The organism is Streptomyces sp. CNZ287 (assembly GCF_007827615.1).
The window spans coordinates 40,560-55,356 of record NZ_VISV01000003.1 but is presented as its reverse complement, the minus strand read 5'-3'; the positions used below and the strand labels follow the sequence as shown (position 1 = coordinate 55,356).

14 protein-coding genes and 1 pseudogene are annotated in these 14,797 nt (G+C 68.7%); 7 read left to right on the top strand and 8 right to left on the bottom strand.

Annotation, left to right across the window (positions count from 1 at the left end):
• Positions 1-745: 745 nt before the first annotated feature.
• On the bottom strand, positions 746-2,032 hold the full coding sequence (locus tag FB457_RS07865; RefSeq protein WP_347612918.1) for an MFS transporter: 1,287 nt from the start codon (positions 2,030-2,032) through the stop codon (positions 746-748).
• Positions 2,033-2,124: 92 nt separating this feature from the next.
• Between FB457_RS07865 and FB457_RS07860 the strand changes: the two genes are divergently transcribed.
• The gene (locus FB457_RS07860; protein ID WP_078898508.1) at positions 2,125-2,505 is read left to right on the top strand and encodes an ArsR/SmtB family transcription factor; all 381 of its coding nucleotides are present in this window, start codon (positions 2,125-2,127) and stop codon (positions 2,503-2,505) included.
• A 190-nt stretch (positions 2,506-2,695) separates the two neighbouring features.
• On the opposite strand, the gene FB457_RS07855 is transcribed toward FB457_RS07860, so the two are convergent.
• The 3 genes from FB457_RS07855 to FB457_RS07840 all read right to left on the bottom strand — a co-directional run bounded on the left by FB457_RS07855 (position 2,696) and on the right by FB457_RS07840 (position 5,668).
• Complete coding sequence (locus FB457_RS07855) at positions 2,696-3,040, bottom strand: metalloregulator ArsR/SmtB family transcription factor (RefSeq protein ID WP_186461946.1); 345 nt, start codon at positions 3,038-3,040, stop codon at positions 2,696-2,698.
• Between the two features lie 749 nt (positions 3,041-3,789).
• Positions 3,790-4,116, bottom strand: a complete 327-nt coding sequence (locus FB457_RS07845; RefSeq protein WP_253911487.1) for a penicillin-binding transpeptidase domain-containing protein — start codon at positions 4,114-4,116, stop codon at positions 3,790-3,792.
• 154 nt (positions 4,117-4,270) lie between these two features.
• On the bottom strand, positions 4,271-5,668 hold the full coding sequence (locus FB457_RS07840; protein ID WP_145781342.1) for an FAD-dependent oxidoreductase: 1,398 nt from the start codon (positions 5,666-5,668) through the stop codon (positions 4,271-4,273).
• 250 nt (positions 5,669-5,918) lie between these two features.
• On the opposite strand from FB457_RS07840, the gene FB457_RS07835 reads away from it, so the two are divergent.
• The 4 genes from FB457_RS07835 (at position 5,919) to FB457_RS07820 (ending at position 10,329) form a co-directional block, all read left to right on the top strand.
• Positions 5,919-6,281, top strand: a complete 363-nt coding sequence (locus tag FB457_RS07835) for an ArsR/SmtB family transcription factor (protein WP_047018899.1) — start codon at positions 5,919-5,921, stop codon at positions 6,279-6,281.
• A gap of 623 nt (positions 6,282-6,904) precedes the next feature.
• A complete protein-coding gene (locus FB457_RS07830; protein ID WP_347612925.1) occupies positions 6,905-7,840 on the top strand; it encodes a phosphate ABC transporter substrate-binding protein in 936 nt (311 codons plus the stop codon).
• Positions 7,841-7,843: 3 nt separating this feature from the next.
• Entirely contained in the window at positions 7,844-9,652 is a 1,809-nt protein-coding gene (pstC, locus tag FB457_RS07825) for a phosphate ABC transporter permease subunit PstC (protein WP_047018901.1), read from the top strand.
• On the top strand, positions 9,640-10,329 hold the full coding sequence (locus tag FB457_RS07820) for an ATP-binding cassette domain-containing protein (protein WP_047018902.1): 690 nt from the start codon (positions 9,640-9,642) through the stop codon (positions 10,327-10,329). Before pstC ends, FB457_RS07820 begins: the two co-directional genes overlap by 13 nt.
• An 88-nt stretch (positions 10,330-10,417) precedes the next feature.
• Here FB457_RS07820 and FB457_RS07815 read toward each other — a convergent pair.
• Together FB457_RS07815 and FB457_RS07810 are read right to left on the bottom strand one after the other, a co-directional pair.
• Positions 10,418-10,668 (bottom strand): annotated as a pseudogene (locus tag FB457_RS07815) (NAD(P)/FAD-dependent oxidoreductase); the annotation flags it as partial.
• 80 nt (positions 10,669-10,748) lie between these two features.
• Positions 10,749-11,171 (bottom strand): arsenate reductase ArsC, encoded by a 423-nt coding sequence (locus FB457_RS07810; RefSeq protein ID WP_047018904.1) that lies wholly within the window; start codon positions 11,169-11,171, stop codon positions 10,749-10,751.
• A 91-nt stretch (positions 11,172-11,262) separates the two neighbouring features.
• On the opposite strand from FB457_RS07810, the gene FB457_RS07805 reads away from it, so the two are divergent.
• A complete protein-coding gene (locus FB457_RS07805; protein ID WP_047018905.1) occupies positions 11,263-11,571 on the top strand; it encodes an ArsR/SmtB family transcription factor in 309 nt (102 codons plus the stop codon).
• Positions 11,568-12,656: an ACR3 family arsenite efflux transporter gene (gene arsB / locus FB457_RS07800; RefSeq protein ID WP_047018906.1), complete on the top strand. Its 1,089-nt coding sequence runs from the start codon at positions 11,568-11,570 to the stop codon at positions 12,654-12,656. The genes FB457_RS07805 and arsB overlap by 4 nt, the downstream gene beginning before the upstream one ends.
• Positions 12,657-13,038: 382 nt before the next feature.
• Here arsB and FB457_RS07795 read toward each other — a convergent pair whose 3' ends face one another.
• Positions 13,039-13,434, bottom strand: a complete 396-nt coding sequence (locus FB457_RS07795) for a metalloregulator ArsR/SmtB family transcription factor (protein ID WP_145781340.1) — start codon at positions 13,432-13,434, stop codon at positions 13,039-13,041.
• A 188-nt stretch (positions 13,435-13,622) separates the two neighbouring features.
• Complete coding sequence (locus tag FB457_RS07790; RefSeq protein WP_047018908.1) at positions 13,623-14,786, bottom strand: acyl-CoA dehydrogenase family protein; 1,164 nt, start codon at positions 14,784-14,786, stop codon at positions 13,623-13,625.
• Positions 14,787-14,797 lie beyond the last annotated feature (11 nt).

Sequence of the window (14,797 nt, the reverse complement as noted above, 5' to 3'; positions counted from 1 at the left end):
AGAGTGCCGCGTCCTGGCCTGCGAGGGGGCGGTGCCGCGCGGCTGCTGGCCGACTGGTGGCGTACGTTGCGGGGGTCGCCGCTGTCGGCGGGCAGAGTTCGACGGCGCCGGAGCGCGGGTATCAGAAGCGGCCGGTGGCGCTGGGGTGGCCGTGGCGGCAGCGGTGGGCCGGGCGGCCGTTGGTCCAGCATGACTCCATCCGCCGCCCGCAGAGGCCGCTCGTTGCCCGGCCAGGCTGGGGTCGCCGGCGCCGCCGAGCTCCGGTAGCCACAACTTCGATATCGGGCACAGCCGGGTGCTGCCCTGGCCCCGCCGCCCGGAAGCCGCCCGGCTGATCGACGCCCTGGCCGATCCGGACCGGGACCCCCGCCCGTAGAACGCAAACCGCAACCCGTCCGGCACTCCAGGTTCGACCGCCAGCCCGTCCGCCCACCTGCCCAACGCGTCGGCCTCGGCTGGTGCGTCGAAAAGCGGCAACGTGTCCGTCGATACCATGGCGTGACGCCACCCGAACCGGCCGGGCTGGAGACTGCAGGGCTGCAACGACGAATATCGCGCACCGAACCGCGGCTGAGTACCGACGGTCGCCCACTCGGGGGATGAGCGGTCGACAAACTCGTTTCGCAGTGCCAGAGAACCCACTCCATTCACGGGGGAACGGCTCGGGCGCATCTTTTGACTCCTGACGTCATGGTCGCCATGAGCCACATGTTCGCCTGATCTTCCAGGGCACCCCTGAGAACGCTCATCCGGTTGAAGCGCCGGTTGCCTTGCGCGGTACCGAACCCGCGGCCAGCACAGCAGCGGCACCCAGGAGGGCCGCCAGGAGCGCGAACAATGCGGGGTAGCCGCCCAGGAGAACGGCCAGGCCCGCACCGGCCCACGGGGCCAGTGCGGTGGCGGCGACGGCAGGCGCAGACAGCAGGCCGCTCAGGGTGCCGTAGGACTGCGCCCCCCACCGGTCGGTGATCGCTGTTGCCTGCAGAAGGGTCGCCACGCCTCGTACGGCGCCGGCCGCCATGCTCGCAGCGATCAGCAAAGGCATCGGTCCCGGCGCGATCCCCAGGGCCAGGGTGGTGACCCCGCCCAGGCTGTACGCGAGCACCGTGCGGGCGCGCACACCGACGCGGCGGACGAGGGCTGCGTACCCCAGGCGCCCCAGCACCTGCCCCACGCCGCCAAGGCCCAGCGCCCAGGCCGCGGCCTCCGACGAAAGAGCGCGGTTCGTCAGCAGCGGCACGGTGGCGACGACGGCTGCGGCGAACGCGAACGAAGCCAGAGCCATGGAGAGCCCGAGGAGGAGGAACGGCCGGGTTCGCGGCACAGCCGACTCCGGCCGTCTACCGGCCGCCGCGGTGAGACCGGCTGCGGCGTGGCCGGAGGGTGCCGGCCACGGGGCTCGAAGGCACAGTGCGTGCAGCGGCACGGTTACCACTGCGAGGACGGCGGCGAGGACCAGGTAGGTGGTCCTCCAGCTCATGTGGTCTGCCAGCGTTGCCGTCAGAGGGGCGAAGACCGTGCTCGCCAGTCCCGCTACGAGCGTCACGGTCGTCAGGGCACGCGTACGCTGCGTTCCGTCGAACCATCCGGTCACTGCGGCGAAAGCGGGCGGGTACAGGGTGGCGGACATGGCCAGGCCGCAGACCAGCCAGGCGATGGTGAACAGCGGAAGGCTCGGGGCGAGAGCTACCGCGACGACGGCGGGGACAGCGAGCAGGGAGCCGCCAGTCATGATCTTCCGGGGGCCACGCCGGTCCAGGACTCTACCGAGAGGGATCCCGGCGAGCGCCGAGACGATCAGTGCCCCGGAGAAGGCCGCGGCCACTGAAGGGCTCGACCAGCCGGTGTTCTGGCTGATCTGCGGAGCGAGTACCGGAAAGGCGTAGTACAGGACACCCCAGCTGACGATCTCTGTGACACACAGCGCGGGAAGGACACTCTGCCGGAGCGGCCCGCTCGCGCCGCAGGCGCGGCGGAGCGGGGCCTGGACTTTGCCGGGTCCGGCATGGGGCACCGCGTCCTTGGCTCGCACAGCTCTCCTTCGGGGCAGCGGGCAGCCCAGTCGGCCGAGCATGTCGGCAACATGACCTTGCCAGTTGATTCGATGACTGTCAATGTAGACGCATGCTGAACACAAGCGCACTCGACGCGCCCGCCACGGGCACCGGGATACCGTGCTGCCCGCCCTTGGACGAGCGAGCGCTGACCGAGGAGGAAGCCGAGCAAGTCTCCCGCATGTTCAAAGCGCTGGGTGACCCGGTGCGTTTACAACTGCTGTGGAAGATCGCGGCGCGACCGGGTGCGGAAGCCTGCGTGTGCGAGGTGTCCAACGTCGGGGTCGCGCGGACGACGGTGAGCCATCACCTCAAGAAGCTCCGCGAGGCGGGCCTCCTGTCCTCTGAGCGTCGCGGGACCCAGGTGTACTACCGGGTCACTACGGAAGCGACGGAGACATTGGCCCGGGCGCTGCAGGTCGAGTGCGGGCATCGGGGCTCTGCGTCGTGAGAAGTCCGGTGTGCGCGCGTACGTCGTCCTGCAGGGCGCCACGAGGTGGCCGCCCGTCGCCTGGACGTGAGCCTGCGCAGGCTACGGCGCATGGTGTCGGGCCAACTGGCACGGCTCGACGCCCGCAGCCGGTGCGAGGCAGGAGTGCGCGCCGGGCAGCATGGATGGCTACCGTGAGAACGAGGGCTTCTCAGTAGCGTCCCAGCATCTGCCGCATGGCGGCGAGCACGGAGGGCTCGACCCGGTAGAACACCCATGTCCCTCGGCGCTGCGAGGTGAGCAGCCCGGCGTCGCGGAGCTTCTTGAGGTGGTGGGAGACCGTTGGCTGGGAGACCCCTACATCGGAGATGTCGCAGACACACGCCTCACCGTTCTCGTGGGAGGCGACAGCCGAGAACAACCGTAGCCGGACCGGGTCTCCCAGGGCCTTGAACATGGCAGCGGTTCTCTCGGCCTCGCCCGCCGTCAGGGGGCGTTCGTTCAGGGGCGGGCAGCAAGGGGAGAGTACAGAAAGGGGCGGAGCGGCGTGCGACATGACATCTTCTCCAGGATTCAACATCTATGAACCTATGTTGACATGTATCGAATTCAATTGCACAGATGGGTGTGCGTTCCGGTTTGCTGCGGTGTCGGGCCATGCGGAGCCGAATCTGACGACACACCATCCCGCTGCTCGGCGAGTACCTACCCCGCGACATCGACGCTGCCGCCCTACGCACCTGCAAGGCCGCACTTCTCGCGCGAGTGGACAGTTCCACCGCGGGAGTCACCTGAGGCCCCCTCAGCCTCATCTTCGCCGCTGCGGCGGACGAGGGGCGGCTGCTCAAGTACCCGGGCGGGGGACGTCGGACCGTCAAGCAACCCGAACACACGAAACGCAAGGCCAAAGCCTCGGTCCGATCGAGTGTCGACGCCGTACGCGAAGGTCTCCAGGAACGCTACCGGATGGCCCTTCATCTGAGCGAAGACGACTTCGACGACAAGCTCGGCCTTGTTCACGTACGACGCCGAGTGCGCTGGGACGAGCGCGGTCGTCCATCTCCTCGGCTCGCGGAGGGGGACAAGACCCGTGATGTACCTGTTCCACCACATCTTCCGAGCCGAGTCGGAGCGCACCTGCGCCGGTTCCCCGCGGTCGAGTGCACGCCTCCGTGGCACGCCCCCGAGCCCCTCGCACTGCGCGGGACGGCCTGGGGGCCGGGCGCGTAGCACCGGAGCCCGCGCCGTACGAGCCGGCCCCGCGCTCGTCCCGCCGCCGATGCCGTACGGGCCGCGCCCCCGTGCTCACCCCGCGGCCAGCACCGCGCTCACCACCGGGCCCGCCGCCTCGCTGCCGTGGCTGCTCTCCGGCACCACCGCCGCCGCGGCCACGTCGCCGCGGTACGCGGTGAACCAGCTGTCCGGCTGTTCCTGCCCGCCGGCCTCCGCCGAGCCGGTCTTTGCGCGCGCTCCGGCGTCCAGCCCCCGGCCCGCGGTGCCGGCCGCGGTCAGCCGCATCATCTGCCGCAGATCCGCCGCCACCGGCGGCGGCAGCGGCTCGGCGGTGGCCACCTCGCGGTCGTCGAAGGAACGCGGGAGCGCTTCTCGCGTTCGGGATGACGGGAGCTTCATCGCGCCGGCAGTAAGTAGATCGAGGATCGCGTGGTCGTTCGGTGGGACACGCTGGGAATCTGCCCGGCCGACGCCCTGACCGCCGGCGGTATCCGACTCGGCGCAGCAACGATCGACACCTCGTTCCGGTCACGGCCCGTGACGTGACGTTCGGTCACGAGCAGCAGCCGCCGGAGGTCTGCTCACCTTCGGCCGCAGTGGTGACGCCGATCGACACGAGTGCGGGTTCCGGTGCGCAACAGCCCCCGCCGTCGCTCTGCTTCGTGCCGGCGGGGTCGTCGAAGAGCCCGGCGCCGCCGCAGACTCCGGTCTCGGGGAGGGTCAGCTCGACGCGGTCGGCGGATTGGGTGTCACCGGCGATGGCCGCCGCTACGGAGCGGACCTGCTCGTATCCGGTCATGGCGAGGAAGGTGGGGGCGCGGCCGTAGGACTTCATGCCGACCAAATAGAAACCGGGTTCGGGATGGGACAGCTCGCGGTGTCCGTGCGGGTAGACGGTGCCGCAGGAGTGCTGGTTGGGGTCGATCAGCGGCGCCAGTTCGACCGGCGCCTGGAGACGCTCGTCGAGACGGAGGCGCATCTCGGAGAGGAAGGAGAGGTCGGGGCGCATGCCTGTCAGGACGATGACCTCGTCCACCGGCTCGAGCCGGCGTCCGTCCTCGCCTGTCAGCACCAGGCGACCGTCCTCGGCGGGTTCGATGGTCTCGGTGCGGAAGCCGGTGACGGCGTCGGCGTGTCCCTGGTCGACGGCGGCCTTCGCGGCGAGGCCGAGCGCGCCACGGGCGGGCAGCTGGTCGGCGGTGCCGCCGCCAAAGGTCGCGCCGCTGATGCCGCGCCGCAGGATCCACGCCGCGTGCGTGCCCGGTTCTTCCGTGGCGACGTCGGCGAGGGCGGCGAGCGCGGTGAACGCGGAGGCACCGGAGCCGATCACGGCGGTGCGCCGGCCGGCGTAACGGGCTCGGACGGCCGGGTCCTTGAGGTCGGGGATGCGGTAGGAGACCCGCTCGGAGGCGGCGTGTTCGCCAAGGGCGGGCAGTCCGTCGGCGCCGATGGGGCCGGGGGTGGACCAGGTGCCGGAGGCGTCGATCACGGCGCGGGCGAGGATCCGCTGCTCGGAGCCGTCGGCGAGGGTGACGCGGACGGTGAAGGGCTGCTGCCCGCGGTCGGCGTCGACGAGACGGTCGCGCCCGAGCCGGGAGACGCCCGTGACGGTCGCGCCATAGCGCACCTTGTCGCCGAGGACGTCGGCGAGGGGCTGGAGGTACCGCTCGGCCCAGTCCGCGCCGGAAGGGTAGGCGGCGCCATCGGGGGCGGTCCAGCCAGTCGGGGCCAGGAGCTTTTCGGCGGCCGGGTCGACGAGTTCGGACCAGGTGGAGAACAGCCGCACGTGCCCCCACTCGCGTACAGCACTGCCTGCGGCGGGCCCGGCTTCCAAAACCAGAGGTTCGATGCCGCGCTCTGTGAGATGGGCGGCGGCGGCCAGACCGACGGGGCCGGCTCCGATCACCACGGTCGGAAGAGTGGCGGGCGCGTTGGCGAGCGGCGCAGACACGGCGACTCCCTATTGATGCGACATTCGTCAATGACCTTGCGCCTTCAGCCTGCCATCTGTTTCGATGGACGTCAACATAGGCATCTATCGAATCCATCGCCATCGCACGCATGAGGGAGGGTTCGATGTTCCGGCCGCTGAGGGTGGATAGTCCGGTATGGGTGCTTCTCTTCCGCGCCCCGCGCGAGATGGCCCGCTTCTGTCGCCTCCCGCATCTCGGCCATGATTAGACGTGTGTCAACATTGACACATGTCGAATCTCAGGTCGTCGCTCATGCTTGACCCATCCGTAGAGCCATGCTGCCCGCCACTCACCGAGCGTCCGTACCGAGCCGAAGAGGCCGAGGTGGCCGCCAGGATGTTCAAGGCCCTCGGCAACCCGGTCCGTCTCCGCTTGTTCTCCGCGGTCGCCTCCCACGAGGGTGGTGAGGCATGCGTATGCGACATCTCCGACGTCGGCGTCTCTCCGCCCACCGTGTCCCACCACCTGAAGAGTCTCAAAGAGGCGGGACTGCTGGCGTCTGAGCGCCGGGGCACCTGGGTCTACTACCGTGTCGAACCCGGCGTGCTGGCCGCGATGGGGCAGGCGCTGACTGCGGAAGCCGGTACCTGAGCCTCGGCCCGAGCCCGAGGAGTCACACCGCGCCCACCCGAGTCGGCACGACGTGGACCGTCATCGTGCCGCTTCAGTCCAGGCGCGCCGGCGAGGTGCCGGCGATCTGCCCGCGCGAGGTTCGCGTAGCCGCGGCGGCGCTGTCCTGCTGCTGCGTACCGCAGGGCAAGGTGTGGGTCCCCGGCCCCGGAAAGGAGCCGTGGGAGGTGTACGCCCGTCAAGGCCGACGCCGGCCAGTGGGGCAAGACCCAGCCCTGGAGGTGACGCACGGCGCCCGCGATCAGCAGGCGCCGGAGACGCCGACCGGAGTGGAGGCCGCCGATACCAGGGTTCCGGCGGCGAATCCGCCGTCCCGTCGATCGCGACACCACAGGTCCCACCTGAGAGATCGTCACTCCAGGACCAGCATGCGGGCGACCACGCTCACGACCCGGTCGCCCTGACGTCCTCATTGGCCCGACTTATGCCGGTCTGGATCGCACAGTAAGTGAATTCGCGACCTACCCAGGAGCAAGTTTTTGTTAACAGCACGACAACGAAGGGGAGTTGGTCAAGGGTTCCATGGGGCGCGAGAGTCTGATTAGACTCCTCTCGAATTAGCTGCTGTCACGAGGGGACCTCGCATGTCACGCAAGCCCCGATTGATATTCAACGGCCATACCCGGCACACGGAATCGTCCACGGTGATGGGCAGCAGGAGGCGCGGTTACGGGCGACTGGCATCTGCCTCGCTGGTGCTCGCGTCGCTCGTCACGGCCTGCGCCGACGAGGCAGGCGGGACGGGGGCGATGCAGGCCAGCGGATCCACCACGGTGGCACCGGTCGCCGCTGACGCGGCCGAGGCTCTGAAGGCCAAAGGGCTCGACATCACCGTCGCCACGCAGGGCGGATCCGCCGGCGGCATAGCCCAACTCGGCGCGGGTCAGATAGATATAGCGCTGAGTTCGAAGCCCCTGTCGGACGCGGACCGCTCGGCACACGCCGGTACCGACTTCGTCACGACTCAGATCGGCTCGGACGCGGTCGGTGTGATCGTTACCAAGAAGGTCGCGGATGCGGGGGTGACGAACCTGACCAAGGACCAGGTCCGCGGCCTGTTCGAGGGAAAGATCACGAACTGGTCCGAGGTCGGCGGGCCGGACCTGAGGGTCTTCGTCTACGACAAGGAGCCAGGCCGCGGGACCCGTGAGGTGCTGGACAAGTACATCTACGGGGACGGGAAGCCGCCGCCCCCGCCGGAGTCCGGCAACTTCGCCATCGTGGGAGGCAACCTCGAGACCCGGAACAAGCTCAAGTCCACCCCCGGAGCCGTCGCGCCTCTCTCCACCGGCTTCATCGAGGGGCACAACGACCTGGCCGCGGTGACCCTGGACGGAATCGCCCCGAGTTCCGAGAACGTCGCGTCAGGGAAGTATCCGATGTCCAGGCCGCTGTACATGATCACCAACGGTGAGCCGAAGGGAACGGCGAAGGAGTTCATCGACTACATCCTGACGGACAAGGGGCAGACGCTGCTGCCCAAGCACGGCTACCTGACGCTCAAGCAAATCGGGAAGTAACGGGTGACCGTCAAGACGCTGGTGCGTCAGCCGGTCCCACCGGACGAAGCGCCCCGCCCCCGCCCGTCGCGATGGATCTGGGGCTGGGTGTTCACGGGCGCGCTGTCCGTGGCGGCCGTCCTTGTAGTCCTGGTGGGGTATCTCGGCGCGGGTCTCGGCAGCGGCGACGTCGACTGGCCGGAGTTGCTCACGGATCCCTCGTGGAGCCCGACCTACTCCACCTTCGGCGGACTGGCGATGATCTACGGATCCGTCGTCGTCTGCCTGATTGCCCTCGCGATCGCCGTGCCCGTCAGCTGGGCAGCGGCAGTAGCCCTGTCGGAGTACCTTCCGCCGCGTCTCGCGCGCCCGCTGCGCCTGTGCGTGGAACTGCTCGCAGCCGTCCCCTCGATCGTCTACGGGCTCATCGGCATCTTGATCATCCGGCCCGTCATCGCCCAGATGGCAGACGTGCCGGGCGGAGACAGCCTGCTGGCTGCAGGCATCGTGCTCGCAGTCATGATCACACCAACCGTGGTGGCCGTGAGCGTGGATGCTCTGGCCGCAGTCCCGGACCGCTACCGCGAGGCGGCCTTCTCTCTGGGGCTCACCCGGCGTGAGGTCATCCGGTCCGCGGTCCTCCCTCTCGCGAAACCCGCGATGCGTGCGGCTGTTCTGCTCGGCCTGGCTCGGGCACTCGGTGAGGCCATCGCGGTCTTCCTGGTCGTGGGAAGGGCTGACGGACGCCTGCCCACGACATTCGGGGAGTTCCTCGACTCGTTGGTCCACCCCGGACAGACGCTGACCACGAAGCTCGCCGGTCCTGAACCGGTACTGGCCGGGACCTCAGGCCCGTACTTCGCCGCTCTGTGCGGACTGGGCATTATCCTTCTGACGCTCGTGGCCGCCGCGACCGTGTTCGGAACCCGTGGCGCATCGCGAACGGCGAGCAGCCGACGCGTCTCCTACCGGCCGGCAGCACGGATGCGCATGCAGCAGGACCGGCTCATCGCCGCGCTGCGGTTGGGAGCACTGTTGCTGCCGACGGCGGTGCTGGTGGCCATGCTCGCGCTCCTTGCCACACGGGGCAGCAGCGCCTTCAACCCGTCGTTCTGGTTCACCTCCGCGACCGGCGCCGCGGGCGGAGGCGTACGCGACCAGATCGTGGGGACCCTGCTTCTGATCGCCACGACAGGACTGATCTCACTGCCCCTGGGCTTCGGTGCCGGAATTCTGATGGGTGTCCACGCATCGGAACGCACCGCGCGCCTGCTCCAGACGATGACCGTGGTCGTCGGCGGGGCACCGACCATCCTTCTGGGACTGGCCGGATTCGTCATCCTGTCCAGCACCATGGGGTGGGGGAGATCGTGGCTCGCCGGTGCCATCGTCCTGGTCCCGGTCGTCGTACCCATTGTCGCGCTCACCACCGCGAGCCGAGTACGAAGCATGTCTCCCGAACTGACCGAAAGCGCCTTGTCCCTGGGGCTGACACGCGCACAGTTCATCCGCTCCGTCGTGGTCCCCTTCGCGTGGCCGGCCACGGTCACCGGCCTGCTGCTGGGACTGGCCCGAGCGGCAGGGGAGACCGCCCCCCTGCTGTTCACCGCAACGGTCTTCTTCGGTGCTCCCGCCCTCCCGGACGGCATCGTCAATTCCCCGGTCCAGGCGCTGCCGACGCACATCTTCACCCTGTCCCAGGACTCCGGAGACCCACAGGCGGTGGCACAGGCATGGGGAAGCGCCATGGTCCTGGTGCTGATCACCGCAGTACTGCTCAGCGTGGCAGTCGCACTGCGCAACCGCCTCGAAGGAGAGCGATGGACAACGTGATAGTCACGCAACGGCTCCGGGTGCGCGCTGGTGAGAGGACCCTTGTGGGGCCTGTTTCCTTCGAGCTCGGGCACGGGACGACCACCGGCCTGAGCGGCCCTTCGGGCGTGGGCAAGTCCACGGTGCTGCGCGCATTGGTCGACCTGCTTCCCAACGGGTTGGTGCGAGACGGAGATGTGCATGTGCTGGGACGTCGGATCGAACATCGCAGGGGCGATGCCGACCTGAGGACCAAGATCGTACTCGTCCCTCAGGTACCGGTCGTCTTCGGAGGCAGCGTCCTCGACAACGCTGTCTTCGGGATCCGCCACGTGATGAGGGTGGCACGGGAAGCACTGCATGACAGGGCCGAGCAGGCGTTGCGTGAGGCGGGACTGTGGAAAGAGGTGCGCGACAGACTGGACTCTCCCGCCCAGACGCTGTCCGCAGGGCAGCGGCAGAGGCTCTGCCTCGCCCGGGCGCTGGCGCTGGAACCCGCAGCGCTCCTTCTGGACGAACCCACCAGCGCGCTGGACGAACGGAGCCGCGACATCGTCGAGGAATCCGTAGCCGCTCTCCGGGGACACCGCACCGTCCTGATCGTCTCCCATGACCCGGCACAGGTGGGGCGGCTGTGCGACACCACGGTGAGCCTGGAGCAGCCGGAGTCGACGTCGCGTACTGCTGCGGTCTCCTGACCCCGCTGCTTGCCTGCGACCGACTCGGTGCACCCCACCACCTCAGATCACGACCAGAGCGCGGGCCTTGTCGGCGAGGCAGCGCTCGGCGTCGAGCCCTGCTGCGGTGGACGACGGTGACGGAGCGGGTGAAGCGGGGCAGGAAGGTTGCCTCTTCCAGGGCGGTGTCGCCGCCGCGACCACCACGATGTCGCGGTCGCGGGCGAAGAACCCGTCGCGGACGGCGCACCAGTGGACGCCGCGGCCGGACAGCTCCTCCTCGTTCGGCAGGCCGAGCCTGCGGTAGCCGGATCCGGTCGCGGTGATCACAGCCTTGGCGCGGTGGACGGTGCCCTCGGATCAGCTGGGCGCGGGCGGCGTAGGGAGCGGCGGTGCATCCGGCGTGGCCGGAGCGGTGATGACGACCTCGCGGATCTCGCTCATGCGGTCTGCTCCGGGTTCGCCGGGGCGATCTCCTCGATCAAGTTCTCGACGAGCTTCCTGATCTCGTCACGGATCGGGCGTACGGCCTCGATATCCTGGCCCGCCGGGTCCTCCAGCGTCCAGTCGAGGTAGCGCTTGCCGGGGAAGACAGGGCACGTGTCGCCACAGCCCATGGTGATGCAGACGTCGGACGCCTTGACCGCGTCGACCGTGAGGATCTTGGGGGCTTCGGCGGTGATGTCGAGGCCAACCTCGCGCATGGCCTCGACGGCGGCGGGGTTGACCTGGTCGGCAGGGGCGGAACCCGCGGAGCGGACCTCGACGCGGTCCCCGGCCAGGTGCGACAGCCATGCGGCGGCCATCTGGGAGCGGCCGGCGTTGTGGACGCAGACGAACAGGACGGAGGGCTTCTCGGACACGGCAGTCTCTCTTGTCTCACGACCGAAATCAGGCACGAAGGAAATCAGCACCCGATGGTGTCAGTCACCACTGATGTGAGAGTATCAGCGCATGATGACGTCAGTCGACACTGATCTGATCCGGGTGCTGGCCGACCCCCGGCGCCTGCAGATCGTGACCCTGCTCGCCCGCGAGACCCTCTGCACCACCCACCTCGTCGAGGAAACCGGTGCCCGTCAGACCAATCTTTCCAACCACCTGAGAGTGCTGCGCGAGGCCGGCGTCGTGGAGACCGAGCCCTGCGGCCGCTTCACCTACTACAAGCTCCGCCCGGACGTCATCGCCCGGCTTGCCGGCCACTTCGCCGACCTGGCCGAATCCGCCCGTACCGCCGGCGAGAAGAAGAGGGCCTGTCCGTGAGCCCCACCCAGGCGCCCGCGACGACGGAGCCCCCCTCGGTCGTCGCGAAGCTTTCGACCCTCGACCGCTTCCTCGCCGTCTGGATCCTGATCGCCATGGGACTCGGCCTCGGGCTCGGCAGGCTGATTCCCGGCCTGAACGACGCGCTCGCCCGGGTCGAGATCGGCGGCATCTCGCTGCCGATCGCCGTGGGCCTGCTGATCATGATGTACCCCGTGCTGGCCAAGGTCCGCTACGACACGCTCGACGCCGTCACCGGCGACCGCAAGCTGATGGCCTCCTCGCTGGTCGTCAACTGGGTCCTCGGCCCGGCGCTCATGTTCGCGCTGGCCTGGATCTTCCTGCCGGACCTGCCGGAGTACCGGACCGGTCTGATCATCGTCGGCCTGGCCCGCTGCATCGCCATGGTCATCATCTGGAACGACCTCGCCTGCGGCGACCGCGAAGCCGCTGCCGTCCTCGTGGCGCTCAACTCCGTCTTCCAGGTCATCGCCTTCGGCGTCCTGGGCTGGTTCTACCTCGACCTGCTGCCCGGATGGCTCGGCCTCGGCGACGGCGAACATCTCGACATCTCCATGTGGAAGATCGCGCTGAACGTCGTCATCTTCCTCGGGGTCCCCCTGGTCGCGGGGTTCCTGACCCGCCGCATCGGCGAGAAGAAACTGGGCCGCGAGTCCTACGAGGCGACGTTCCTGCCGAAGATCGGTCCCTGGGCCCTCTACGGCCTGCTCTTCACGATCGTCGTTCTCTTCGCCCTCCAGGGCAAGACCATCACCTCGCAGCCGCTGGACGTCGTCCGCATCGCGCTTCCGCTGCTCGTCTACTTCGCGGTGATGTGGTTCGGCACGTTCCTCCTCGGCAAGGCGATCGGCCTGAACTACGACCGCACCGCGACGCTCGCCTTCACGGCCGCCGGCAACAACTTCGAGCTCGCCATCGCGGTCGCCATCGCCACCTTCGGCGTCACCTCCGGCCAGGCGCTGTCGGGTGTCGTGGGTCCGCTGATCGAGGTTCCGGTGCTGGTGGCGCTGGTGTACGTCTCGCTCGCCTGGCGCGAGAAGTTCACCGCGGCGCAGGTCAAGTAGCCGGTCGTACGGCGTGGTCCGGCTGCTCCGCGGTTACACGGCGGGGCAGCCGTGCGAGGAAAGGGGCTGCGCCGTGGTGACCAGACGCGTCGACGTGGCCGTCACCGGCGGCGGCGAGGCCGGACTCGCCGCCCGGCACCACCTGCGTGGCCGCGGCCTGGACTTCGTCGTGCCGCCCGTACGCGAGGCGCGCGGCGCCGGACTCCTCAGGGTGCAGCCGATGTTCCGCCGACTGAGGCGGAGAGGGGGTGAGACGTGGTCGCGTGGAGATCCGCAGCCTGCGAACCACTCATCGCACGGGCGCTCCGACGCGTCGCTGTCCCGGCCGGGGTGCCGGGTCCGCCGGTCCACAACGAGGCCGGCCGAAGCGCTGCGCTCCCGCCTACTGGCAGCAGGCCGGCCGAGGGACGCTCTGCTGGTTCGTGAGGGACAGGATCTCCGCGAGGGGGGCCAGCGCACTGGGGACGACCTTGTAGTACACCCACGTTCCACGACGCTCCGAAGCGAGCAGGCCCGCCTGGCGGAGCTTCTTGAGGTGATGACTCACGGTCGGCTGAGAGACCCCGACGTCAGCGATATCGCAGACACATACCTCTCCGGCGCTGTGCGAGGCGATGTTGGAAAAGATCCTCAGCCGAACGGGGTCCCCCAGGGCCTTGAACATGGCGGCTATCTGCTCCGCCTTCTGCTGCCCCAGAGCTTCTGGGGCAGGGTTGGGGATGCAGATGTCAGTTCCTTGTGGCAGGGGTGCCACGTCCAGAATCTTCAGGTTCGACATAGATCTATATTTACATTGGCCAACGTGTAGCAACAACCAGTGAGTTTCGGTCACGGAAGCCTCAGGCGGGACCACCGGGTGCTGCCCTCGCCACGCGGGTGGGAACGGCGCAGGGCGGGCGCCCGGACGGGGTGGCGACGGCGGTGGGCGCGCCGCCGCCACGAGGGGTCCGTGCGTGGCGTTGGAGGTCAGCCGCGTTTGGGTTCGGGCAGGACGTAGCGGTTGAACATGAGTTCCTGCAGAACAGGGTCTCCGCCTTCGACGATCGACACATAGCGGATGTCCCGCAGGAGTTTGCCGATGATGTGGTCGGTGGTGAATCCGAGGCCACCGAACATCTCGGATCCGGCGCTGGCGATCTCCCATCCGGCCTGACCGCAGTACATTTTCGCCGCGAGGGCCGAGCGCAGGGTGCCGCGCTGGACGAGTGCGTCGGCTGCGTCCGGTCGCGCCATGAGGGTGTCGAATTCCCGGGCGGCGGCTCGGCACTGGTTCTTCATGACGTCGATCTGGGTTTCCATCTTTCCCAGCCGGTTCATGAAGACGGGGTGGTCGATCAGGTAGCCGTCCTGGAGGGTTTTGTCCTCGGCGTAGTCCATGCTGATGTCGCGGATGCGGCGTGCGACGCCGAGGGCTGTGGTGGCGATGAGGATCCGGCTGGCGTTGAGTCCCACTTCCAGCAGGCGCAGGCCCGGACCCCGGAGGACGTTGGCTGCGGGGACCCGGCAGTCGATGAGGCTGACCTCGTAGGTGCCGGATGACCGTAGGCCGATCATTTCCCAGCGTTTGGTGATGTGGACTCCGGGTGTGCCCGCCGGGACGAGGGCGGCGATGAAGTCGCTGGGGTCGTCGGCCGAGCGGCCGACGACGATGAGGAAGTCGGCGAATCCCGTGTTGGTGGAGAAGTACTTGGTGCCGTTGATGGCGAGGTCGACGCCGTCCCGGGCGATGGTGGTGGTGATCCTGGCGAGTTCGCTGCCTGCGGCTTCTTCGCTGCCGAGGGTGGCGCAGAAGCCGCCGGTGCGGGCCATGGCGCCAAGGTAACGGGCCTGGAGTTCCTCGCTGCCGTAGAGCTGGACCATGGTGGTGCCGAGGATGGAGATGAAGAGCGTGAAGGCGGCTCCGGCGTCGCCGTAGGCGAGTTCGGAGACGATGTCGACGCTGTCTTCGAGGGTGAGTCCGCGGCCGCCGTGCTGGGGGGCTATCCACCAGTTGGAGAGGTCTTGTTCGTGGAAGGTCTTGTAGAGGGGCAGCGGTGCGGTGTCGAAGGAGTCGAGGTACTTCTCCTGGCCGACCAGTTCGTGGTGGGCGAAGGCGCGTGCGCGCTCCAGGATATCGCTCGTCGTGGTCATGTCGGGCCCGG